General features: G+C 68.1%; 29 protein-coding genes. 6 read left to right on the top strand and 23 right to left on the bottom strand.

Annotated elements, in window-relative coordinates:
- Nucleotides 1-268: 268 nt before the first annotated feature.
- Together DES45_RS14505 and DES45_RS14500 are read right to left on the bottom strand one after the other, a co-directional pair.
- Nucleotides 269-1,159, bottom strand: coding sequence for a DUF2163 domain-containing protein (locus DES45_RS14505; RefSeq protein ID WP_114770732.1), 891 nt, complete (start codon nucleotides 1,157-1,159; stop codon nucleotides 269-271).
- Between the two features lie 134 nt (nucleotides 1,160-1,293).
- Entirely contained in the window at nucleotides 1,294-1,932 is a 639-nt protein-coding gene (locus DES45_RS14500) for a DUF2460 domain-containing protein (protein ID WP_114770731.1), read from the bottom strand.
- A gap of 84 nt (nucleotides 1,933-2,016) precedes the next feature.
- On the opposite strand from DES45_RS14500, the gene DES45_RS14495 reads away from it, so the two are divergent.
- Nucleotides 2,017-2,262: an HP1242/YdcH family protein gene (locus tag DES45_RS14495; RefSeq protein ID WP_114770730.1), complete on the top strand. Its 246-nt coding sequence runs from the start codon at nucleotides 2,017-2,019 to the stop codon at nucleotides 2,260-2,262.
- An 18-nt stretch (nucleotides 2,263-2,280) separates the two neighbouring features.
- On the opposite strand, the gene DES45_RS14490 is transcribed toward DES45_RS14495, so the two are convergent.
- Nucleotides 2,281-2,727 (bottom strand): phage tail tape measure protein, encoded by a 447-nt coding sequence (locus DES45_RS14490; RefSeq protein WP_342633529.1) that lies wholly within the window; start codon nucleotides 2,725-2,727, stop codon nucleotides 2,281-2,283.
- Nucleotides 2,728-2,872: 145 nt separating this feature from the next.
- Here DES45_RS14490 and DES45_RS24785 point away from each other — a divergent pair, with 145 nt between their 5' ends.
- Nucleotides 2,873-3,388: a hypothetical protein gene (locus tag DES45_RS24785; protein WP_170151488.1), complete on the top strand. Its 516-nt coding sequence runs from the start codon at nucleotides 2,873-2,875 to the stop codon at nucleotides 3,386-3,388.
- A 380-nt stretch (nucleotides 3,389-3,768) separates the two neighbouring features.
- Here the strand turns inward: DES45_RS24785 and DES45_RS14480 are convergent, their stop codons facing one another.
- From DES45_RS14480 to DES45_RS14450, 7 genes are all read right to left on the bottom strand, one after another.
- Nucleotides 3,769-4,239: a methyltransferase family protein gene (locus tag DES45_RS14480; protein WP_114770727.1), complete on the bottom strand. Its 471-nt coding sequence runs from the start codon at nucleotides 4,237-4,239 to the stop codon at nucleotides 3,769-3,771.
- Between the two features lie 80 nt (nucleotides 4,240-4,319).
- Nucleotides 4,320-4,538: a phage tail assembly chaperone gene (locus DES45_RS14475; RefSeq protein WP_281024088.1), complete on the bottom strand. Its 219-nt coding sequence runs from the start codon at nucleotides 4,536-4,538 to the stop codon at nucleotides 4,320-4,322.
- The gene (locus tag DES45_RS14470) at nucleotides 4,535-4,873 is read right to left on the bottom strand and encodes a gene transfer agent family protein (RefSeq protein ID WP_114770726.1); all 339 of its coding nucleotides are present in this window, start codon (nucleotides 4,871-4,873) and stop codon (nucleotides 4,535-4,537) included. Before DES45_RS14470 ends, DES45_RS14475 begins: the two co-directional genes overlap by 4 nt.
- A gap of 226 nt (nucleotides 4,874-5,099) precedes the next feature.
- Entirely contained in the window at nucleotides 5,100-5,510 is a 411-nt protein-coding gene (locus DES45_RS14465; RefSeq protein WP_114770725.1) for a phage major tail protein, TP901-1 family, read from the bottom strand.
- A gap of 174 nt (nucleotides 5,511-5,684) precedes the next feature.
- Entirely contained in the window at nucleotides 5,685-6,095 is a 411-nt protein-coding gene (locus tag DES45_RS14460) for a DUF3168 domain-containing protein (protein WP_245571723.1), read from the bottom strand.
- Nucleotides 6,092-6,427 carry a phage head closure protein gene (locus DES45_RS14455; RefSeq protein ID WP_114770724.1) on the bottom strand — a complete coding sequence of 112 codons (336 nt, stop codon included), beginning with the start codon at nucleotides 6,425-6,427 and terminating at the stop codon, nucleotides 6,092-6,094. The genes DES45_RS14460 and DES45_RS14455 overlap by 4 nt, the downstream gene beginning before the upstream one ends.
- A 232-nt stretch (nucleotides 6,428-6,659) precedes the next feature.
- The gene (locus DES45_RS14450; RefSeq protein ID WP_170151511.1) at nucleotides 6,660-7,220 is read right to left on the bottom strand and encodes a head-tail connector protein; all 561 of its coding nucleotides are present in this window, start codon (nucleotides 7,218-7,220) and stop codon (nucleotides 6,660-6,662) included.
- Nucleotides 7,221-7,239: 19 nt separating this feature from the next.
- Here DES45_RS14450 and DES45_RS14445 point away from each other — a divergent pair, with 19 nt between their 5' ends.
- Both DES45_RS14445 and DES45_RS14440 read left to right on the top strand, forming a co-directional pair.
- A complete protein-coding gene (locus DES45_RS14445; protein ID WP_114770722.1) occupies nucleotides 7,240-7,986 on the top strand; it encodes a S1 family peptidase in 747 nt (248 codons plus the stop codon).
- A 74-nt stretch (nucleotides 7,987-8,060) separates the two neighbouring features.
- Nucleotides 8,061-8,858 carry a S1 family peptidase gene (locus tag DES45_RS14440; protein WP_114770721.1) on the top strand — a complete coding sequence of 266 codons (798 nt, stop codon included), beginning with the start codon at nucleotides 8,061-8,063 and terminating at the stop codon, nucleotides 8,856-8,858.
- Nucleotides 8,859-9,031: 173 nt separating this feature from the next.
- Here the strand turns inward: DES45_RS14440 and DES45_RS14435 are convergent, their stop codons facing one another.
- The 5 genes from DES45_RS14435 to DES45_RS14420 form a co-directional block, all read right to left on the bottom strand.
- Complete coding sequence (locus DES45_RS14435) at nucleotides 9,032-10,270, bottom strand: phage major capsid protein (protein WP_114770720.1); 1,239 nt, start codon at nucleotides 10,268-10,270, stop codon at nucleotides 9,032-9,034.
- A 75-nt stretch (nucleotides 10,271-10,345) separates the two neighbouring features.
- Nucleotides 10,346-10,591, bottom strand: a complete 246-nt coding sequence (locus tag DES45_RS14430) for a hypothetical protein (protein ID WP_114770719.1) — start codon at nucleotides 10,589-10,591, stop codon at nucleotides 10,346-10,348.
- 71 nt (nucleotides 10,592-10,662) lie between these two features.
- The gene (locus tag DES45_RS14425) at nucleotides 10,663-11,199 is read right to left on the bottom strand and encodes an HK97 family phage prohead protease (protein WP_114770718.1); all 537 of its coding nucleotides are present in this window, start codon (nucleotides 11,197-11,199) and stop codon (nucleotides 10,663-10,665) included.
- On the bottom strand, nucleotides 11,196-11,345 hold the full coding sequence (locus DES45_RS25185; RefSeq protein ID WP_170151509.1) for a hypothetical protein: 150 nt from the start codon (nucleotides 11,343-11,345) through the stop codon (nucleotides 11,196-11,198). The genes DES45_RS14425 and DES45_RS25185 overlap by 4 nt, the downstream gene beginning before the upstream one ends.
- Nucleotides 11,342-11,542, bottom strand: coding sequence for a hypothetical protein (locus DES45_RS14420; protein WP_114770717.1), 201 nt, complete (start codon nucleotides 11,540-11,542; stop codon nucleotides 11,342-11,344). Before DES45_RS14420 ends, DES45_RS25185 begins: the two co-directional genes overlap by 4 nt.
- A 175-nt stretch (nucleotides 11,543-11,717) precedes the next feature.
- On the opposite strand from DES45_RS14420, the gene DES45_RS14415 reads away from it, so the two are divergent.
- On the top strand, nucleotides 11,718-12,083 hold the full coding sequence (locus tag DES45_RS14415; protein WP_170151508.1) for a DUF4174 domain-containing protein: 366 nt from the start codon (nucleotides 11,718-11,720) through the stop codon (nucleotides 12,081-12,083).
- Between the two features lie 186 nt (nucleotides 12,084-12,269).
- Here the strand turns inward: DES45_RS14415 and DES45_RS14410 are convergent, their stop codons facing one another.
- From DES45_RS14410 to DES45_RS25180, 7 genes are all read right to left on the bottom strand, one after another.
- Nucleotides 12,270-13,421 carry a phage portal protein gene (locus DES45_RS14410; protein ID WP_114770715.1) on the bottom strand — a complete coding sequence of 384 codons (1,152 nt, stop codon included), beginning with the start codon at nucleotides 13,419-13,421 and terminating at the stop codon, nucleotides 12,270-12,272.
- Nucleotides 13,422-13,523: 102 nt separating this feature from the next.
- A complete protein-coding gene (locus DES45_RS14405; protein WP_114770714.1) occupies nucleotides 13,524-13,973 on the bottom strand; it encodes a helix-turn-helix domain-containing protein in 450 nt (149 codons plus the stop codon).
- A 9-nt stretch (nucleotides 13,974-13,982) separates the two neighbouring features.
- On the bottom strand, nucleotides 13,983-14,273 hold the full coding sequence (locus tag DES45_RS14400; protein WP_170151507.1) for a DUF4258 domain-containing protein: 291 nt from the start codon (nucleotides 14,271-14,273) through the stop codon (nucleotides 13,983-13,985).
- Between the two features lie 74 nt (nucleotides 14,274-14,347).
- A complete protein-coding gene (locus DES45_RS14395; RefSeq protein WP_245571722.1) occupies nucleotides 14,348-15,664 on the bottom strand; it encodes a DNA-packaging protein in 1,317 nt (438 codons plus the stop codon).
- A complete protein-coding gene (locus tag DES45_RS14390; RefSeq protein ID WP_114770711.1) occupies nucleotides 15,609-16,121 on the bottom strand; it encodes a hypothetical protein in 513 nt (170 codons plus the stop codon). Before DES45_RS14390 ends, DES45_RS14395 begins: the two co-directional genes overlap by 56 nt.
- A gap of 18 nt (nucleotides 16,122-16,139) precedes the next feature.
- Nucleotides 16,140-16,874: a LamG-like jellyroll fold domain-containing protein gene (locus DES45_RS14385; RefSeq protein WP_170151506.1), complete on the bottom strand. Its 735-nt coding sequence runs from the start codon at nucleotides 16,872-16,874 to the stop codon at nucleotides 16,140-16,142.
- Nucleotides 16,871-17,218: a hypothetical protein gene (locus DES45_RS25180; protein ID WP_170151505.1), complete on the bottom strand. Its 348-nt coding sequence runs from the start codon at nucleotides 17,216-17,218 to the stop codon at nucleotides 16,871-16,873. Before DES45_RS25180 ends, DES45_RS14385 begins: the two co-directional genes overlap by 4 nt.
- A 514-nt stretch (nucleotides 17,219-17,732) precedes the next feature.
- Here DES45_RS25180 and DES45_RS14380 point away from each other — a divergent pair.
- Entirely contained in the window at nucleotides 17,733-18,626 is an 894-nt protein-coding gene (locus DES45_RS14380) for a protein-L-isoaspartate O-methyltransferase family protein (protein WP_114770709.1), read from the top strand.
- A gap of 66 nt (nucleotides 18,627-18,692) precedes the next feature.
- Here DES45_RS14380 and DES45_RS14375 read toward each other — a convergent pair whose 3' ends face one another.
- Complete coding sequence (locus DES45_RS14375) at nucleotides 18,693-19,217, bottom strand: DUF1993 domain-containing protein (protein WP_114770708.1); 525 nt, start codon at nucleotides 19,215-19,217, stop codon at nucleotides 18,693-18,695.
- Nucleotides 19,218-19,644: the final 427 nt, after the last annotated feature.

Raw genomic sequence — 19,644 nt, 5'->3', positions numbered from 1 at the left:
GATGCACGCTTGTGCCCCTCCCCGTTGCGGGGAGGGTCGGAGTGGACGGACGGGTAAGAGGGATCAGAGCCCACCTCCGTCCTCATCCTGAGGAGCCGCGAAGCGGCGTCTCGAAGGAGGGTCCAGCGTGCGCTGGAGACGCCTCGTCCCCGGATCAAGTCCGGGGCAAGCTCTTCAAGACGGACCTACGGTCCTCCTCAGGATGAGGCTGCGGGGAAGATGCCGGCGGGCACAGGCGCCTCAATCCTCAAGGAGCAAGGAAGATCGCTCACTGAAAGAAGCTTCCGCCATCGAGCCCCGGCTCGCCCTGCTGCGGCATGCGGATGATGAAGTCGTTGCCGGGCATGTGCGGGAAGCCGCGGAAGTTCACCGCGTTGCGGAAGCGCGCGCGGCACATGGCGTGGGTCTTGTCGCAGCCCGCCGTGACGCGGAACCCGTCGCCGACCGCGATCGGTTGCGGCGCGCGCTGCCACAGGTCGAACTCGTCGGTACCGCCGACCGCGCGATGCACCTTCACCTCGACCGAGACGCCCACATTGGCGCCGCTCTCCCAGGTGAGCCGTCCGCCCGTGCACCAGCCGTCCGAAAAGCCGATGCCGGAGGCCGCGATCGCGAGCGCGCCGTCCGTGCGGGTGACGGTGCCGTGGCCCGTATAGGCGGACGACGCGAGGTTGACCGTGCATCGCGCATCGCCCAGATCCGCCGCGCAGGTGGCGCGGAAGAGCCGCCCGCGCTCCTCGTCGAGCCGATGCATAAGCCCCCTCACCTCGGCCACGAAGCTGCCGTCGGCGCGACGGATCTCGCCGATGGAGCCGATGTCGAGGAGGATGCGCTCGTCTGTGTTCTGCCAGTTGACGAGCCAGGTCTCGACAGACGCGTCGTCGTAGAGCCCGGACGAGATGTCGTGCTCGGTCAGCCCCGCCGACACGAGGGCGCCCGCCACCTCCCCGCCCCCGACCGCGAAGCCGAGTTCGGCCGAGGCCTCCGCGGCCTCGAGCCCCGTGCGGGCCGCAAACGCGACGCCGCCGAAGGCGAGATCGCGGTCATGGTCGGTGAAGCCGAAGACCTGCCCGTCGCGGCGGATCAGCTTCCAGCAATGGCATAGGGTCGTCGCCCCGTCCGTCAGATGGGCGGCGAGGTTTTGGGGGATGGTGCGCATGGGGGGAACTCGGGAATGGTTTTCGGCAAGGTGTCATCCCCGGCCGGAGCGAAGCGGAGGGGAAGGGGATTCAGGCCACTCTGGACGTAGATCCCCTTCCCTCGCCTTCGGCTCGCCGGGGATGACAGGCTCCGCTACGGCACGATCTCGATCAGGGGGACCTGCGGGATCGCGCCGGCGTCGAAGGCCGAGAGGTCGATGTCGAGCTCGTCGGTGTCGAAGCGGACCGGCACGTCGAAGGCGTAGCCTGCCGTGACCGCAGCGCCAGGCGGCGGCGGGGCCGCGAGGGTGACGAGGCCGGTGGTCGGGTCGCAGTTGAAGGCGGTGCCCACCGGCTGCTCGACCCCGTTCACGGCGACCCGCACGGAGCCGCCCACCGGCTTGACGATGGGACGGACATACGGCGCGTGCGCGGCCCCATAGGTCTTCACGAGCGGAAAGGCCAGGCTCGCGCCGTCGCCGGTGCCGATGCGCTGGTCGAGGGGCGTCGGCTCGCGCGAGGGCGGGCCGGAGCGCCAGTCGGCGCGGTCGCGGAACCGGAAGCCGACGAGGCGCCCGCGCCGTTCCTCGAAGAAGGCGATCACCACGTGCAGCGCGTCGACGGTGCGGATGCCTAAGCCCGCGTCGTAGCGGCGGCGCGAATGGGCCCAGCGGCTGTTGCGGTGCTCGCGTCCGGACGCGAGCGTGACGATGTCGGTGCGCCGCACCGGCCCGCCGCGGCTGCCCAAGCTCACGTCGAGGGGAAAGCGCACCTCGTGGAAATCGGACGCCATGGGCATCCCTCCTGCGATGAAACGGAAAGGCCGGGGTGACGTTGTCGTTGCGACAGATCCCAGCGACAGAGGAGACAGACGGCGATGAGCAACGCCCCCAACGACCTCGCCGAGGACTTTCCGGACAAGGCCGACAGGATCCGCGAGCTGAAGCTCGGCAACAACCGGTTCTCCCGGCTCTACGACGAGTACAACGAACTCAACCGGACCATCCACCGGGTCGAGACCCGGGTGGAGCCGACCACCGAGGACGTCGAAGAAGACCTCAAGCGCCGCCGCGTCCGGCTGAAGGACGAGATCCTGGCGATGCTGGCAGACGGGCAGGCCTGACGCCCGCCCGGAGAAACCTCACATCCCGCGCTGGCCGCGCGCCACTGCCCGGGCCAGGGCGGCCGAGACCTGCGCCTCGGAGCGGCGGAAGCTGTCCGCGTCCGGCGTGGTGACGTTCACGGTCACCGATGTCGGCCGCCCGCCCCCGCCGGAGCGGACGCCCAGCCGCCCGTCCGGCCCGCGCGCCAGCGGCATAACGGCCTCGGCGCCCCGCTCCCCCATCAGCCCGAGGCCGCGCCCGAGCGGAAAGTAAGTCGGCGCCCCGACCACGCCCCCTTGCGCGAACGGCATCACCATGCCCCGCGAGAGCACGCCTCCTTTCGCCAAAGCCGCGGCCCCGCCGCCGAAGAGCGAGCCGAACAGGGATCCGATGCCTGTTCCGAAATCGGACAGATCGGGCCCGACCGGCAGCGAATTGCCGAAAAGCCCGCCGAGCAAGGATTGAAGACCTTTCGTCAGGGACATTTGCAGAGGCGCGATGGCGCTACGTAAAGCGAATTCTGTGAATGTTCTGCGGACATTCTTCAGGACATCGTCAAACTTCTTGCCTTCTGCAATATTCTTTGCAAAAGCATTGGCCATGGACTCCCCGAAACGGTCGGAAAGACCTATGAGTGTGTCGAGTTGGCGTTTTCTTCCTTCATTCGCCTTGTCGTTCGAATCTCCGGTTTCCTTAACATCCTGGACCAAATTTCACTCTCCAAAGTCGAAGCTGATTGCTGTCGCTTTATGGGCATGTTTTTTGACAGCCTGCGTGAGCACGCCGCCAACCTGGTCCGTCTTCAAGACGCCCGGAATCGCCCCGGCTCAATGGAGCCGGATCAATGATGAATGCTCTTATGAAGCCGAGAAGGCGACGGCGTCAGCAGATTCGAAGACAGCCGTCTCGTACACGTGGAACAGGCTCTACGTCATGTGCGCGGAACTGAAGGGAGCCACCTTTGTCGGTCGCGTCTCGATGCCTGAGGATCAATGGCAACGGATCAAAGCACTTTGCACGAAAGAGGCCGAGCTCGCCGTCGCTAAGCAGGCTCCTTCACGAAGCCGAGACGAGCTGAAAGAGGATCTTGAGTTCGACTGCATGAAGCGCAACGGCGTGAAGTTCCGGCAATCGTACTATCCCTAAGGATCTGATCGCAGAGTGCGATAATGGAGCAGTTCGACCATGTTGCGACACGGGACGTTTGGTGGAATTCTGATCGCGTTCACTGCGATTTTGGGATGCACACGCCCGGAAGAGCTTGATTTGAAACCAACAGGCGACCTGAAATACGACAGAGCTCGCGACGAGTGCTTCTATGAGGCGTCGAAAGCCATCTATTTAGCACCGCCTCATACTGCGACTGGAGCAAAGGACATCTATGCACAGTGCCTTAAGCTGAAAGGCTATGGGCGATAATTGTTGGACCAGAACATGGACTCCCCGAAACGATCGGAAGGACCTATGAGTGTGTCGAGCTGGCGTTGGGTTAAGTCAGCGCCCTCAATCATCCGCCCCTTTGTCCCCTACAGCCAGCGCCGGACGCGCGAGCTGTAGGCGCGATAGACGTCGCCGAACCTGCGTTCGAGATAGGCTTCCTCGCGGGCCACGACGCCGTAGCGGATGACGAGCCAGAAGGGCACCAGCGCAACCAGCAGCCAGAGCGTGTCGAACGCGACGCTCAACCCGATCAGCCCCAGGATCATGCCGAGATAGATCGGGTTGCGCGCGAAGCGGTACGGCCCGCTCTCGACGATGGCGGTGGTCGGCCGGTTGGTGGGAACGTTCGTGCCGGCCCGGGTCATCGTCACGACGGCCCAGACGCCCAGTGCGAGCGCGAGAACGAACACAACCGCGCCGAGGAGGCCCGCGGGCACCTCGTCGGGCAGGAACCGCAGGGGCACGAGCCGGTCGAGCGCAAGTCCCGCCAGGATGGCGAGCCCCCAGGCAATCGGCGGCCGGATCAGGACGTGAGCGGTGTCCGTCGTATCGGTCATGGCGGGACGACCCTGTGCTTGTCGATGCCGCCTGGCAGATTACCGCCGAACGCCACGCGACGCGAATCCATGGCCGCGGATCATGCCCCGTCCGGAAACGCCGCCATCAGCCGCCTGAGGTCGCGGCCAAGCGCCGGCTCCGGTCCTCGTCCGCCGCTCAAGCCCTCCCACGCGGCGATCAGCTCGCGCGGAGTCGCGCGCCAGAAGTCGCGCGGGCTCCACCGCAGGACGCCGAGAGCGAGCATCAGGGCTTCGTCCCAGGGAAAGGCCTGGGTGGGAAACGCCTGTGGCTCGCTCACGCCCCCTGCGGCCGCGGAGGGTTTGGGGCGGCCCCGAAGGTGGCGGCGAGAAGATCGGCGATCGCGGCCGCGACGGGCTCAATGCCGTCGCTCAGCGGCAGGTTCGCCACCTCCTGGTCGGTGAGCGCATGGCCGCCGCCGCGCAGGGCGACGGCGAGCAGCGTCAGCAGGTCGCGGCTCGACAGTCGCCCGGTGCCGAAGCGCTCCGCCAGCGCCATCAGGTCCTGCACGCCGAAGGCGTCTTCGAGTTCGGCCAGCGCCCCGAGGGTGAGGCAGAGCGTGTAGCGCGTCGCGCCGAGTTCCAGCGCGACCTCCCCGCGTCGTCGGTTGGGCATGAGGGTTTTTCCTTTGCGTGTTGGTGTTCCACTTGCGGGAAGGGGTTAGGGAAAGTGCGCCACGCGTTTATGGTCCAGAGCACCGATTACAACTCTGGCCTCATCCTGAGGAGCCGCGAAAGCGGCGTCTCGAAGGATGCTTCCAGTGCTCTCTGGAAACGCCTCGTCCTTCGAGACGGGCCTGCGGCCCTCCTCAGGATGAGGCTGCGGGGGCACGTGCCCAGCCCTACAACGCCGCGAACGTTAGCGCTCCCGCGGACTCGAACGCCATCTCGAACGTCACCTCGCCCGCGTGGTCGCCGCGATATTCGAGGCTCGTGATCTGGAACGGGCCTTCGATGCGGCCGAAATCCGGAATGACGATCTGGTAGTCGAGGATGTCGCCGTCGAAGAAGACCTGGCGCATGCGCGCGTCCGACCCCTCATCCTTGAACACGCCCGATCCGGTGATCCCGGCGCGGCGCACGCCGACCCCGGCGAGCAGCTCGCGCCAGCGCCCGGCGGATTCCGCGTTGGTGACGTCGACGGTCTCGGCGTTGAAGGCGATCTGGCGCGTGCGCAGCCCCGCCACGGTGACGAAGCCGCCGGCCCCGTCGCCGATCTTGACGAGCAGATCCTTGCCCTTCTGTGCAGGCATGACATGTTCCTTTCGGTGAATTGCGAAGAACACCCTCCCGCCTCATCCTGAGGAGACGCGGAGCGCCGTCTCGAAGGATGCTTCCCGTGCCCCCTGGAGACGCCTCGCCCTTCGAGACGCTTCGCTCCTCAGGGTGAGGCTATGGGGAGCAGTGGCCCAGCGTGACGTGGTACTTCAAACCACCTCCGTCACGGCGCGCAGGCTGATCGTGACGCGGGTGAGCTGGCTGTCCTTGTCGCGAGCGGCGGAGAGCTCCGTCACGCGCAGGTTGACGAGGCGGTGGCCGTCGAGGGTGAGCGCCGCGTCGTCGAGAATCGCTGCGAGGCGCTCCGCGACGGCGAGCGCCATGCTGGCGCCGCCGCGCTCGGCCCAGACGACGATCGCCGCGTCCTGCTCGTGGCCGCGGTCGAAATCCGTCGACCAGTCCTGCGCCGTCACGTCGCCGAACACGGCGTAGACGGGAGCGGATGCGCGGGGCGGCTCGTCGTGGAGGCGCAAGGCGCCACCCATGAGCGCGACCAGCTCCGCATCCGCGGAACCGGCGTCGAGGATGGCGCGGCGCAGCGCCAGCACGGGGCTCGTCACGGCTTGATCTCCTCGACGAGGCACACGAGGTCGCGGCGCGATCCGTCCGGGTCGGACGCGGCGTGGATCGCGAAGCGCCTGAGACCGCAGACGATCCGCATGGCCCCCGTCACGCCCTCGCGGTAGCGCAGGGTGATGCGGTGGGTGAGCGCCTGTTCCGGCCGGTCCGCGCGGATGCGCTCGTGACCGGACAGCATTTCCATGGCGCCCCAGACCTGAGGACCGGGCGCATAGGAGCGGATGACGCCGCCGAAGCCGTCGGGACGCTCCAGCGGCAATTCGAGCACAAACCGGCGCGCACGCGCGCCGATGGATAAGGATTTGGATGGCATGGTTCTTTTTGGATGAGAGAGTAAGGTCCCACTCGTCATTCCGGGGCGAGCGTAGCGAGAGCCCGACCCGAAGGGGCACGCGAAGCGGGCAAACCCAGAAACGCCGACGATGCAGGATGGGGAGGAATGCTCATCGCCTTCTTCTGAAACGCAGGCGGCTCTGGGTTCCGGGCCCGGCCTGCGGCCGCCCCGGAATGACGAAAGAGTGCGCCCCGGAATGACGGGCGCGGGTTCAAAGCCGCGCACGTCGGAACGGTGCGATCATCGCGAGCGCGTCGGGCGGCAGGGTCTGGTCGCCGGCGAGGTCGCCGCGGTTCTCGAACCAGCGGGCGACGATGATCTTGATCGCGAGCCGAAGGGTCGCCGGCACGTCCCCCGGCGCGGCGCCGTAGCCGGCGCGCACCGTGACCACAATGCCGTTGCGGGCGCGGCCGGGCTGCGGCGGGTCGGACACCGCGATGCGCGGCGGGTCGCTCATCGCATCCGCGTCGATCCGCTCCGGCGGGATCGCGATTGACCCACCGGAAGCATCCACGAACGTGATGCTCTCCACGGCGATCAGCGGCGAGAGCGGCAGCAGCAGCGTGCCGGTCTCCGGCCAGCGGTCGAGAGCGACGCGCCAGGTCTGCTCGACGAGGAGCCGGCGCGAGGCCGCCTCCACCATCAGGCGCGCGGCCTTGGTGAGACCTTCGATCAGCGCATCTTCCGCATCGTGGTCGACGCGCAGATGCGCCTTCATGTCGGCGAGCGCGACGGGCTCGACGGCGGGGCCTTCGACTTGTATCGGGTTCATGATGACAGGAATTCCTCGCATGAGACGCTTCACCGCCCTTCTCCTCGCCACCCTGCTGCCCGCCACGGCCGCGGAGGCCATCGTCGGCGGCGCGGAGGACCAGGGTCCGCTGTCGCGCCGCAGCGTGATGGTGCTGAGCTCGAATGGCGGCGTGTGCAGCGCCGTGGTGGTGGCGCCGGACGTGGTGCTCACCGCCGCCCATTGCGTGACGGGCGCGGCGGAGCACCGGGTGCATTTTCGCGACGAGGCCGGCGAGCCCGTGCTGATCGCGCCCGCCGCGAAGGCCGTGCATCCGGGCTACGACGCCAAGGCGATCGAGGGCCGGCGGCGCTCCATCGACCTCGCGCTCCTGCGTGTGCCGGAGCCGCTGCCGCAGCGGTTCGAGACCGCCACCCTTTCGACGACCGGGCTCGGCAAGGGCGAGGCCGTCACGGTCGGCGGCTGGGGCCTCGCCCGCAAGGACGACCCGAAGACCACCGGCACGTTCCGCACCGCATCGCTCGCCGTGGTCGAGCCCTACGGCCCGAGCAGGATCCTGCTGTGGTCGAAGGGCACCGGCGCCATGGGCGCGTGCCAGGGCGATTCGGGCGGGCCGATGGCGGCGGGCGACGCGGTGGTGGCGATCACGAGCTGGTCCACCGCGGCCGGAGGACAGGGCTGCGGAGGCATCACGCAGGGCATCCTGGTTGGCCCCCAGCGCGCCTGGATCGACCAGACTCTTGCGAGCTGGAAGCGCGTCGCGCAGTGGAACGGCAAAATGCCGTAGCGGCAGGCGCGGAACCGTTCGCCTGCGCCAAAGCTTCCCTTGTGGAAACCCCTCGCACCCCTCACACTCGATTCATGCGCACCCTGTCGATCCTCGCCCTTGCGGCCCTCACGCTCTTCGCCGGTCCCGCCCATGCGGTCCTGCAGGGCACCACGAACCGCGATCCGAACGGCCTTCGCCGCTCGGTGGTCTACATCGAGAACAGCGAGGGCGAGCTCTGCTCCGGCGCGGTGATCGCGCCGGATCTCGTGCTCACCGCCGCCCATTGCATGATGGACCATGCGGGCTACCGGGTCGTGGGCGTGAACCGCGCGTTCCGGCCGCAGGCCTTCGACGTGGTGGCGACCGCCGTGCATCCGGCCTTCGTGCAGGGCACGACGCCGCGCACGCAGCCCGGCGTCGACCTCGCCATCCTCAAGCTCGGGCGTCCGCTCGGCCCGGACTACGCGCCCTTCGATCTGCGGCGCGCGGGCCGCATCGAGACGGGCGAGCGGGTGACCATCGCGGGCTTCGGGCTTTTGTCCGAGCGGGCCAAGCGGACCGCCCGGACCCTGCGCCAGACCGATCTCGTCTCCCTCGGACCGGTCCAGGTCGCCAACCGGGTCGTCATCGTGACCGACCGCGACCGGCTGGCGGAGACGACGGGCGCAGGCGCCTGCCGGGGCGATTCCGGCGGCCCGATCCTGTCGCGCACCTCCGCCGGCTATCACCTCACCGGCATCGTCAGCTGGTCGAGCGGAGCCCTGCGCAGCCGGGATCCCAGCGCCTGCGGCGGCCTGACGGCCGTGACGCCGGTCGCCGAGCATCTCGGCTGGATCGTGCAGGGCATGCAGGCGCTCAATGGAGTGGGCGGCGCCTGGTCGAGCCGGTAGCTAAAGCTCGCCAGCGAGCCGATACCCCTCTCCTCATCCTGAGGAGCGGACGAAGTCCGCGTCTCGAAGGAGGGTCCAGTGCGCGCTGGAGACGCCCTCTCCTTCGAGACGGATTCCTGACGCAATCCTCCTCAGGATGAGGACTATGATGGAGACGAGGACAAACCCCGCCCTCAGCTCGCGAACTTCAGCAGCTTGATCGCAGCAAAGTCCTGCACGCCGCCGCCCACGCGCTTGGTGGTGTAGAACAGCACGTAGGGCTTGGCCGAATAGGGATCGCGCAGGACGCGCATCCCGGCCCGGTCGACCACGAGATAGCCGCGCTTGAAGTCGCCGAACGCGACCGCGCAGGAATCCGCCGCGATGTCCGGCATGTCCTCCGCCTCCACGACGGGAAAGCCCATCAGGGTCGCGGCCTGGCCAGCGCTTGCGGGCGGAGCCCAGAGATACTGGCCGTTGTCGTCCTTGAAGCGGCGGATCGCGCTCTGCGTCTTGCGGTTCATCACGAAGCTGGCGTTCTGGCGATAGCCCGCCTTCAGCGCATAGATCAGCTCCACCAGCACGTCGGAGGGGTTGGCGGCCGGGAAGGTCGCGCCGCCCGCCTGGACGGTGCCCAGCCGTCCCCATTCCCAGATCTCGTCCTCGACCGTATCGACCGCGAGAAATCCCTTCGGCTTGTTGACCCCGTCGCCGTTGACGAACGCTGCGCCCTCCTGCTCGGCGAAGGCGGCCTCCACTTCTTCCGCGATCCAGCGGTCGATGTCGACGACCGCGTCGTCGAGAAGCGTCTGCGTGGCGGCCGGCATGGCGTAGAGCTCCATGGCCGGGAAGCTCATCTCGGAAAGCGTCGGACCTGCGGTCTGCGGCCGGGCGGAAGTCTCGCCGACCCAGCCGGTGGCAGGGCCCGACACCGAGAACGCGCGCTTGTACTGGCCGCCGGAGATGACCCGCACGGACGAGATCGCGCGGATCGGCGACACGGCCAACAGGCGCCGCAGCACCTCGCGCTCGACCACGTCAGGCACGAGATAGCCGCCATCCGGGCCGGAGCCGGCCGAGAGCGCCTTCTCCTCCAGCCGCTTCAGCCCCGCGGCCTCGCCGCTGCGGATATAGGCGTCGAAGGCGGTCTTGTGCTCGGCACGGGTCGGGTCGCGCGGTGCGTCGCCGCCGTCGCCCAGCGGCGGACGGGCGCGGTCCAGGGTCAGCCGGTCGAGCCGGCGCTTGGCATCGTCGAGGGCGGCGTCGATGCGGGCGAGCTTCTCCTCGGCGACGACGTCGCCGGTGAGCCGCGTCTCGATCTCGCCGAGGCGGGCGTCGTTAGCGTCCTTGAACGCCTCGAAGGCGCGGGCGAAGTCCTCGAAGGCATGGGCCACGTCGGCCGGGTGGGATTTGGTCTCGATGGTTTCGGTCATGACAATCTTTGGGGTTGGACAATAAAAAAGGCCCGCCGGATGGCGGGCCTTGCTTCTCCCTCAGGAAGGGAGTGGTTAGTGCCGGCGAGTCGTGCGGGTCGCGCGGCGCGTCGTGCTGACGACGGCCGGTGCCGTGGCGGCGCCGACCGCGCCGCCCGCGACGGCCCCGACGGGGCCCGCCACCGCGCCGACGCCCGCGCCGACGGCGGCGCCGCCGACCCGTTGCTCGGTGGTGGTGCAGGCAGCGGCCGCAAGGGCCAGGAGAGCGACAAAGCCGAGCTTTTTCATGGAAACCTCCCAGGCGAGCGGACACCGATCCATCGGACGAGAACAAGGCCCGCAGCATCCGCTCCTCTGCGGGCTCGGAGCTAACGCGCTCCCCCGGCTAAGGTTCAGGAAAATAATCGACGGGAGGCGCGCCGGATGCGGGCCGCAAGGTCGGCAGGAGTAGACTTGACGGCGCCGATCCGGGCGCCGGGCAGCATCGGGAAGGTCACGACGGAAATCTCCCACAGGTCGAGCTTTTCGAGCCTCCGCAGGCCCGTGGGCCGTTCGGCCCTGGCGCGCTCGACTCGGAACCCGATGGAGAGCCCATCGACCGCGCCCTCGCGCATGAGGGCGTGAATCTCGCGGGCCCGCTCGACCAGGAGGTTGAGCTTGCCGCGTACGAACAGGCCGCGCCGGTCCTCCTCGATCGCGATCCAGCGCCCGATCGGCTCCGACGGGTCGTGCTGCCACAGGAGCCGCACGCCCGCAGCCCCGCGTTTCGCCAAGCTGCCCGCGAAGGCGCCGGGCATCACCACGTCCTTGCCGAGATCGGCGATGCCGAACAGGCTGGCATAGCCCTCGAACACCCCCTCGGCATCGACCGCGTCGAAGGTTTGCGGCAGCAGCTTCACCTCGCGGGTGAAGGGCGTGCCGGCCTTCATCGCGCACCGCCGCGGACGGTCTTCGGTGGGCGGACGTCGAGCTTCTCGAGCTGGCGCACGAAATCACGGAACACCAGGGCGGCGCGGCCGTGCGTTTCGCGCGGGGGTTTCGGTTTTCGGACGGGGCGGTTTGAGGCGCGGGTCATTGGGGATCTCCCGAATGGCGGCGGTTGAACAGGGTGAGCTCGCGCACGAAGGCGTCGAAGCGGCGGTTGGCCGCGAACAGGTCGCGCAGGGTCATGGCGAGCAGCGCGGAGGCTCCGCTCGCCCAGACGAACAGGGCGAGATGAGCGAGATCGCCGCGCCGGATGATGGCTTCGGCGATCTGATCGAATGTGTTCATGTTTTGTTCCAGAATGAGAGAGGCCGGCGCGCGAGGATGTGAGCGAAGCCGCGTGAACCGGGGGCGGTTCTGCGGTTTGCTCGGAACGTGGGAGGCGAAATGGATCGGATTCGGGATCAGGCACCTTCGAGCCCCCGGATGCTGCCGTCCGCCCCGTTTGGCTGGAGCTCGAGCAATGTCGTTTTCTTGGCAGGACAACCGCGTCTTCATCCTCTTCGCCGCTGCGCCCGACCCACGGGTGGACGAGCAGGCCCGCGACCTTCTGGCGGACCGGGATGCGCTTTCCGAACGCGACATGGTCGTCCTCGCGGTCATCGGCGACGACGTGACGCCGTTCTTCGGCGACGTCCCTTCAGAGGCGGATGCGCGCTCTCTGCGCGCCAGCTACGGCGTGGACGCCGCGACACCCTTCACGGCCCTGCTGGTCGGCAAGGACGGCGGCGTGAAGTGGCGCGAGACCCGCCCGGCCGATCCGTCGGAACTCTTCGGCCTGATCGACACAATGCCGATGCGGCGGGCGGAGATGCGGGAGGAGGATTAGCGGTGATGACACTCACCGTCATTCCGGGGCAGCCCGCAGGGCTGAGCCCGGAACCCAGAACCGCTGACGGTGCAGGATGAAATGAACCGGTCATCGCCACGTTCTAAGGCGCTAACGCTTCTGGGTTCCGGGCTCCGCTTCGCGGCCCCGGAATGACGGTGGAAACGCCGCGCGAAGCCAATCCTGTCACCGCCGCCCATAGCCCACCGCTTCGCGCTTCTCGTCTTCGGACAGGAACGTCGCGGCGGATACGCGCCGCCACAGGCTTTCGCGCTCCTCCGCCAGCGCCTCGATGGCGTCGAGGTCGGGCGTCAGCGACACCGTCTCGCCGTAAGCGGGCGAGAGCCAGTGCGCGAGGGCCTCGGCCGTGCGGCGCACGAGCGGGATCACGGTCTGACGGTAGAAGGCGCGGTTGGCTTCCGCGTAGTTCGCATGCGTGTTGTCGCCGGAGAGCCCCAGCAGCAGCGGCGGCACCCCAAAGGCGAGCGCGATCTCGCGCGCGGCGGCGGCCTTCGCCTCGACGAAGTCCATGTCCTTGGGCGAGAGCGACAGGGGCTTCCAGTCGAGCCCGCCTTCGAGCAGCAGCGGACGCCCCGCATTCGCGGCGCCCTGGTAGTTCGCTTCGAGTTCTCCCTTCAGCCGGTCGAACTGCGCCTCCGTGAGCGACGCGCCGCCGACCACCAGCGCGCCGGAAGGCCGCGCCGCGTTGTCGAGGAGCGCCTTGTTCCAGGCCCCGGCCGCATTGTGGATGTCGAGGGCCGTGGCGGCCGCCTCCATGGGCGACAACCCGTAGTGATCGTCCGCCGGATGGAACAGCGTCAGGTGCAGGACCGGCGGCACCGCCTCCCCGGACCGTTGCGCGAAGCGGATCGTCTCGGACCCGACCGTGTAGTCGTAGGCCGCGGGCCAGCCGTCGGCGCCCGGCACCACGCGCATCCGGTCGGGCCTGAGTGCATGGAGCTCGCGCGGCGCGCCCTCCACCTGCACGGCCTCCACATAGGCGTTGCCGGAGACGAGCAGGTGGCCGTAGACGCTCTCCAGGAAGCGCTGACCGCCCTCCCGGGCGTTAGGCCGTGCGAGGAGCGTCAGGAGCGGATGGTCGGCGAGTTCCGCGCTTGCCCGCTTCAGCACCAACGGCAGCGACGCCGCCGCCTCCGCCACGAGCCGCACGGCCCGGTGCACGACGGCGTTCTTCTGGAAGCCATCGCGCGAGAGCGCCGCATAGTCCCGCGGCGTCCACACGGCGTGGCCGGCGACATAGAGCGCGACGGCCGATTGCGCACGCGAGGCCTTGGCTTCGGGCGACGCCTGAAGCCAGCGGGTCAAAAGATCGATCATGGGAAACTCCTGCCTTGTCAGGCAGACAAAAGAACCCCGCAGCGTCCGTGAGGCTGCGAGGTTTCGCTGGTTCAGGATGAATTCGATGCGGGTTCGGCCCGCTCAAGCGGCGTGGGCAGCCTGCCAGCCGTGACCGGTTTCGAGCAGATGAAGCTCCATGGAGTCGATCTGGTCGAGTTCCGCCAGACGCTCCACGAGGGAACGCACCGATCCGTCGCCGCCGCTATACTCGGAGTACAGCAGACGAAGGAGCCGGTCTGCCGGGCCTGGGATGGCTGTGCGACGTGCCTTTTCCCAGCGCCGGACATTCTGTTCCGTCGAGCCGAGGAAGGCCGCAAGGCTGCGCTGCGTCAGATCCATCTCCAGCCGCAGAAAGCGGAGCTCCGCGCCGTTGATGGCTTTCGGAGCCATGACGATCGACCGGCCGATGACCTGGTGAAGTCCTTCCGTGTTCTGGATGGAGATTCCCTCGCCGTAAGGTGTCTTGTGCACCGTAAAGCCGTTCTCGAGATAGACGTTGTCGAGACCGCTATCGGTATAGTGATAGGCCATCCCCACCTCCTAGAACGTCGTGATGACAAGCACCTTCGTCGCCCACTCGATGGCGAGGACGCAGGTAATTTCCTCTCCGGCCGCGTGGCGGTACAACGTGACCTGCCAATGGCCGAACTGATTGACGAATGGCCCCTCGACGATCGTGCCCCGCTGGACGCAAAGTTCGATCTGCCGTCGCGTGATGTTCCGCTGCCGCCCTCTCTGCCTGCCGTGCGGCAGAACGACGATGTTGTTCGTATCCTGCACAATCTCCCGGATGATCCGGAAAGCACCGGCGATAGAGAGGTTCAGAGGCACAATCTCTGCCCCGACCTATCAATATGATAGGTCGGGGCGGCTGGTCAACCCCGTGTCCGCCGGCTTGGTTCCGCTCACAACACCCGCATCCGCGGCTCGGGCCGCGTGCGCAGCATCAGCTCCGTGAGCGCCCAGACCAGCGCGTCCATGCGGTCGGGAGAGCGGCCGGTGCTCAATCCGCCGGGGCCGAAGTCGCACAGCTCGTCCTCCAGCTCGGGCAGCGCGCCCACGTGGCGGACGCGGCCCTGCGCATAGAGCACGGAGACCGGCTCGGCGCGCAGGTACTTTCCGCGCGTGGCGCGCACGCTGACCACCGGCACCGAGGGATCGACCTCGCGGATCACGCCAGTCGCCATCTCACCGCCCTGGTTGATCTCGACCACGAGGGCGTCGGCCTGGAGGCGGCGGTACAAAGCCACCGCCTTCGCGGCCCATTCGGGCGGCTTGAGGCCGGACGCGGTCGCGTCCTCCAGCACGTAGGCGGTGCCGCCCTCGTCCACGCCCGCCGCGACGATGCCGCAGGCATCCGCGCGCTTCGACGAGGAGGCGGGCGGATCGACCGCAACCACGATCCGCATGAGCGGCAGCGCGGCCTCGACCCGGCTCAGCTCGATCCCGTCGCGGGTCCAGAGCGCGTCGGGCCGGTCCTCGATGATCTCGCCGTCGAGTTCCTGCCGTCCGAGGCGCGTGCCGCCGTAGCGGCCGAGCACGGTCTCCAGGAAGGCAGGCGCCAGGTTCTCGGCATTGTCGGCCGTGCGCACCCGCGATACCGCGACCGACGGATCGGCGAGGAAGCGCTTGATGAGCGGGATCGGCCGCGGCGTCGTGGTCACCATCTGGCGCGGATGCGCGCCGAGGCGCAGGCCGAACTGCAGCATGTCCCAGGTCGCCTCGCCGTGCTTCCACTTGGCGAGCTCGTCCGCCCAGGCGGCCTCGAATTGCGGGCCGCGCAGGGAATCGGGATCCTCGGCCGAAAAGACCTGCGCCACCGCGCCGTTCGGCCATTCGAGCTTTCGCAAGGACGGCGACCAGGTCGGGCGCTCGTGGCGCGCATGCACGCCGAGGATTCCCGCCGGCCCTTCCACCATCACGGTGCGCGCGTCCGAAAACGTCTCGCCGATCAGCGCGATGCGGCCGACGGGCCGCTCCGCGAAATCGGGGTCGCCCAGCGCGATGCCGCGCACCCACTCGGACCCCGCGCGGGTCTTGCCCGCGCCGCGGCCGCCGAGCATGAGCCAGGTGGTCCAGGGATCATGCTTTCGCGCGAGGCCGGGCGCGCGCTGCTCGGGCCGGCATCGCAGGGGCCAGTGGCGCAGGACGCGGTCGAGCTCGGCCTCAGACCAGGAGGCCGTCGCGTCCGCGAGCCTCCTCCTCCGCGATAACCCGCTCAAGGTGACGAGCAAGCTCGTCGCGCAGGTCGTGGATGCTGCGGCCGGGCGTGTCGGTGTGCTCGTGTCCATCGGGCTGCGTGCCTTCCTGTTCGAGCAGGGACTGCGCGGCGGTGAGCGTCCTGGCATAGGACGCCAGGGTGCGCGCGGTCCTGTCGTGATCCTCCGATGTTGCGTCGCGCTGCTCGCGCACGAGCGCGTCGATGCGCGTGCGCGTCACCTGCGCCAGCGACAGGGCCGCGTCGCGCAGGGTGCTTCGCGCCGATGCGGGAGCGGCGTCGCATGCTGGCGCCGTCGCGGCCTCGGCTCGGGGCGGCCAGTTCCACTGCTTGCGCAGTCGCCGGAATGTCCATGCGCTGACGCCGAGGAAATCCGCAATCGCCTTCAGGCTGATCTCGGGATGATGGGCATAGTAGTCGTAGGCCCGCTGCCTGAGGTCAGCGGAGATTTCTGTCTTCATGAAAAGCCTCTTCAGGTGTCAGGGCCGGCCGAGCGCGACGCCCGCCTCCGCCGCCACGCTCGCTGAGCGCCGCGCGACGAGCGGCGCGGGGAGCGCGCCGGTCCAAACCTCGAAGGCGGCGAGGATCATGGCGTTGCCGTCGCCGGTGCCCTCGTCGCGGTAGATGGAGTTGATCAGCATGCCGGCGCTGCCGGCCGGATCCCACACGGGCGCATCGGCGGACGCCACGGGCGCGCCGTCGATGAACACCGTCAGATGGTTGGACGGCAGCACCGGATCGAAGGTCACACAGAGCGCGCGCCATACGCCCAGCGTTACCGCGCCGCCGACGGCGCGGCTGCCGTTGCCGGCGGTGCCCGCGTTGAGCGCAGTGCCGCCCGGCTGTCCGCGCCAGAGCATGTACGGCAGCGGCGACGAGCGCGCGGTGAAATAGACGCCCTGCCCATCGAGGCTCTCGTTCTTCACCAGCAGCAGCACGGTGAAGGGCCCGGCCGGGAGCGTGACGGCGCTTTCCAGGATCTGGGTCGTGGTGAAGCGCAGCGCTTTGCCTTGGCCAAGAGCGATGAGCGCCGGCTCATCCGCGCCCGCGCTCCAGGGCGTCGCGTCCGTGCCCGTGCTCGGCACCGCGAGCGGCGTCATGGTCGCGGCGTTGAAATCGAGGCGGATCAGCGGATCGGGAATCGCCGGTTCGGCGCGCGCCCTTGGCCTGCGTTGCCGAAGGCCGTAGCCATGGCCGTAGCCGAACGCGTTCATTCCGCGACCTCGACCAGCGAGAACAGCATGCCCTCGCGGCAATACAACGCCACCTCCTCGCCGGGCTCGACGAGCTTGCCGTTCGCCGACGACGCAATCGGGTCGTCGCCCCATGCGACCGCAACGGGATGCGCCGACGAGCCGAGGCAGCGCACCAGCGCGTAGCCCATGCCGTGCAGGCCGAAGCCCGGCGCGACGGGGCGCGCGGCGCCGGTGGTCGGCGAGGCCGAGACGTCGAGCATCGCGGCGGTGCCGTGCAGGAGCTGGATGATGTTGTGTGCGGATCCGTTCAGGGACCGGCCCTCGCCGAGGGTGGCCCATTCGATGCGGGCGCGGGAAGCCATGGATGATCTCCGGGATGTCGGGAGCAGAGGCGCGACGCCTGCGGCGCTGCCGCGGAACGCGCCGGAAAGTACGGCATAAAAAAACCGCCCAGGCCTTGCGGCTTGGGCGGTTCAGGAAACTGACGGGAGGGGAAGGAGCCGGGGGGCACTGGTCTCATTCGCACTTCGTCAGTGTTCACGTTTTGTACTCTATCAGCGTCGCGCTGTCAAGGACGATTTTCCGGTCCGATCTATACGCCGTCATTCCGGGGCCGCGCAGCGGAGCCCGGAACCCATAATCCCTGTGGGTGCAGGATAAAGCGGAACACCGATCGTCCCTTCCTGCGATGCCGACGTTTATGGGTTCCGGGCTCGGCTCGCCGAGCCGCCCCGGAATGACGATGGAGTGCGTCCCTTCCCTCGCTCCTCTCGCCGGAGAGGACACGGTTTCACCGGCCATGACGCGAGCCCGAGTCGCCGCTATGCTGCCGCGACTCGCTCAGGTGCTCGCCACCGCAAATCCAGGACGCCCGGGATGAATCACGGCATCGCCTTCGACGATGAGGCTCTTTCGGCGATTCGCAGGGCCTATGCCCGGCAGATGCTGGCGGTGGCGGGAATCGCGGACGATCCGGCCCTTGAGGACGCCTTCGCGGCCGTGCCGCGCGAAAGCTTCCTCGGTCCGCCGCCCTGGCGCATGGTGGCGCATGGCGGATACCGCGAGCTGCCCTCCTCCGATCCCGTCGTCGCCTACCAGGATATCAACTTCGCGCTCGCGGCCGAGCGCGGCGTCAACAACGGCTCGCCGTCGCTCCATGCCCGCTGGCTGCATCATGCCGGCCTGAAGGCCGGCAGCCGCGTGGCGCATATCGGCGCCGGAACCGGCTACTACACCGCGCTCATCGCCCATCTGGTCGGGCCCGAGGGTCGCGTGACGGCGGTGGAGTTCGATCCGGACCTCGCGCGGCTTGCCCAACGCAACCTGTCGGATCGCGCCAACGTCACGGTCGTCCAGGGCGACGGCGCCGACTGGCCCCGCGAGACGGTGGACTGCGTCTACGTCAACTTTCTCGTGCAGCGTCCAGCCGACGCCTGGGTCGAGCGCCTCGATCGGGGTGGCCGCCTGATTCTTCCGCTCGGGGTGCCGCGCCCGAAGCGCAGCCCGGGCGGCGGAACGCACACGCTCCACGGCGCCGGCCTGTGCGTGGAGCGAACCGGCGCCGGCTTCGCGGTGCGGTGGCTCGGCCCGGCCTTCTTCGTCTATGCCGAAGGCGCGCTGGCGGAGAGCTCCGAGGACGACGCCCTCAAGACCGCCTTCGAGAAGGGCGGCGTCGAGTTCGTCCGCAGCCTGCGCTGGAAGGAGGCCGGCAAGCCCGGCCGATGCTGGTTCCGAACGCCCGACTGGAGCCTGAGCTACGACGAGCCTTAGGTCGTGAACTCATGGAAGGCGGCTGGTCGCGCGATGACGGTCGTTTCGCCGAGACCGAATGGCGGCTCAGAATGAGCTGGTGCGCAGCCGGCCCTCGTAATCCCGTTTGCCGAGCGGCACGCCGCGCGAGCGCAGGATGTTGTATGCGGTGACAGCGTGGAAATGGAAGTTCGGCAGGGAGAAGGAGAGAATGAAGGTCTCGGGCGTGAATGCGAGCCGCCGCGGGCCGATCTGGAGGTCGAGGTGCTTGCCCGCGCAGCCGTCGATCTCGTCGGGGACGAAGGCCTCCAGCGCCGTTTCGGCCTTGCCGATCATCGCCTGCAGGTCGGCGAACGGAACAGGTCCGACCAGGGCCGGAGGGGTGAACGCGCCGGTCCTGAGAGCCTCGACCCCCCACACGGAATGATGCCATGCGGCTTCGATCTGAAAATGAAAGGGCGCCATGTCGTCGAAGAGGCGGGCGTTGACGAAATCGTCGGGATCGACACCGGTGTTCGAACAATGGGCGGCCGCACGGTCGAGAAAGCCCCCGATGGATCTGACGGTTTGCAGGAAGGTCGGCACGCTGAGGTCGTAGAGTGATGTCCGCATCGCCTTCCTCGCTCGAGCAACGCGAATCATAGTGAGCATGCGGCAACCGCAAGACAAGCGCGGTCATCGGCTGACGGTGTCGCCCGTCGGCCGCCCCTGATTCAGCATCGGCATGAGCGATCCGGTGCGACCGACTTCGTACGCCTCGACGCGGCTGCGGCTCCGAGCCTATGGCCAAGCCGCGTTCCCGGAAAGTTCCAGTCTCCCTGCTCAAGCTTAAATATTGTTACAGTTTTTGATGATCATAATTAGAACGTTTTGGCAATAAATCGGCAACCTGCCACAGTGTCTCCAAGCTCAAACAAAATAACCTATATGTTTATATAGCTATATATTGACGTTATTACTTGAAGCAACGTTTCTTCATCACCTATACGACCGGATAGGTGACTTTACAACATCATTTCAGGAACGTTTTATCGTGGGG

Source organism: Microvirga subterranea (genome assembly GCF_003350535.1).
GTDB lineage: Bacteria > Pseudomonadota > Alphaproteobacteria > Rhizobiales > Beijerinckiaceae > Microvirga > Microvirga subterranea.
Note: the sequence above shows the minus strand (reverse complement) of the source record. Positions and strands in the feature narration are given on the sequence as shown.

Excerpts from the sequence above, each read along its gene's own strand:
- DES45_RS14405 (WP_114770714.1), bottom strand. The coding sequence starts at position 13,973 with ATGGCCTATCACTATACCGATAGCGGTCTCGACAACGTCTATCTCGAG.
- DES45_RS14440 (WP_114770721.1), top strand. The coding sequence starts at position 8,061 with ATGCGCACCCTGTCGATCCTCGCCCTTGCGGCCCTCACGCTCTTCGCC.
- DES45_RS24785 (WP_170151488.1), top strand. The coding sequence starts at position 2,873 with ATGAGTGTGTCGAGTTGGCGTTTTCTTCCTTCATTCGCCTTGTCGTTC.
- DES45_RS14415 (WP_170151508.1), top strand. The coding sequence starts at position 11,718 with ATGTCGTTTTCTTGGCAGGACAACCGCGTCTTCATCCTCTTCGCCGCT.
- DES45_RS14445 (WP_114770722.1), top strand. The coding sequence starts at position 7,240 with ATGAGACGCTTCACCGCCCTTCTCCTCGCCACCCTGCTGCCCGCCACG.
- DES45_RS14480 (WP_114770727.1), bottom strand. The coding sequence starts at position 4,239 with ATGACCGATACGACGGACACCGCTCACGTCCTGATCCGGCCGCCGATT.
- DES45_RS14425 (WP_114770718.1), bottom strand. The coding sequence starts at position 11,199 with ATGAAGGCCGGCACGCCCTTCACCCGCGAGGTGAAGCTGCTGCCGCAA.
- DES45_RS14385 (WP_170151506.1), bottom strand. The coding sequence starts at position 16,874 with ATGAACGCGTTCGGCTACGGCCATGGCTACGGCCTTCGGCAACGCAGG.
- DES45_RS14470 (WP_114770726.1), bottom strand. The coding sequence starts at position 4,873 with ATGCCCAACCGACGACGCGGGGAGGTCGCGCTGGAACTCGGCGCGACG.
- DES45_RS14410 (WP_114770715.1), bottom strand. The coding sequence starts at position 13,421 with ATGATCGATCTTTTGACCCGCTGGCTTCAGGCGTCGCCCGAAGCCAAG.
- DES45_RS14380 (WP_114770709.1), top strand. The coding sequence starts at position 17,733 with ATGAATCACGGCATCGCCTTCGACGATGAGGCTCTTTCGGCGATTCGC.
- DES45_RS14505 (WP_114770732.1), bottom strand. The coding sequence starts at position 1,159 with ATGCGCACCATCCCCCAAAACCTCGCCGCCCATCTGACGGACGGGGCG.
- DES45_RS14420 (WP_114770717.1), bottom strand. The coding sequence starts at position 11,542 with ATGAACACATTCGATCAGATCGCCGAAGCCATCATCCGGCGCGGCGAT.
- DES45_RS25180 (WP_170151505.1), bottom strand. The coding sequence starts at position 17,218 with ATGGCTTCCCGCGCCCGCATCGAATGGGCCACCCTCGGCGAGGGCCGG.
- DES45_RS14435 (WP_114770720.1), bottom strand. The coding sequence starts at position 10,270 with ATGACCGAAACCATCGAGACCAAATCCCACCCGGCCGACGTGGCCCAT.
- DES45_RS14375 (WP_114770708.1), bottom strand. The coding sequence starts at position 19,217 with ATGCGGACATCACTCTACGACCTCAGCGTGCCGACCTTCCTGCAAACC.
- DES45_RS25185 (WP_170151509.1), bottom strand. The coding sequence starts at position 11,345 with ATGACCCGCGCCTCAAACCGCCCCGTCCGAAAACCGAAACCCCCGCGC.
- DES45_RS14500 (WP_114770731.1), bottom strand. The coding sequence starts at position 1,932 with ATGGCGTCCGATTTCCACGAGGTGCGCTTTCCCCTCGACGTGAGCTTG.
- DES45_RS14390 (WP_114770711.1), bottom strand. The coding sequence starts at position 16,121 with ATGAAGACAGAAATCTCCGCTGACCTCAGGCAGCGGGCCTACGACTAC.
- DES45_RS14450 (WP_170151511.1), bottom strand. The coding sequence starts at position 7,220 with ATGAACCCGATACAAGTCGAAGGCCCCGCCGTCGAGCCCGTCGCGCTC.
- DES45_RS14455 (WP_114770724.1), bottom strand. The coding sequence starts at position 6,427 with ATGCCATCCAAATCCTTATCCATCGGCGCGCGTGCGCGCCGGTTTGTG.
- DES45_RS14495 (WP_114770730.1), top strand. The coding sequence starts at position 2,017 with ATGAGCAACGCCCCCAACGACCTCGCCGAGGACTTTCCGGACAAGGCC.
- DES45_RS14465 (WP_114770725.1), bottom strand. The coding sequence starts at position 5,510 with ATGCCTGCACAGAAGGGCAAGGATCTGCTCGTCAAGATCGGCGACGGG.
- DES45_RS14430 (WP_114770719.1), bottom strand. The coding sequence starts at position 10,591 with ATGGATCGGTGTCCGCTCGCCTGGGAGGTTTCCATGAAAAAGCTCGGC.
- DES45_RS14490 (WP_342633529.1), bottom strand. The coding sequence starts at position 2,727 with ATGTCCCTGACGAAAGGTCTTCAATCCTTGCTCGGCGGGCTTTTCGGC.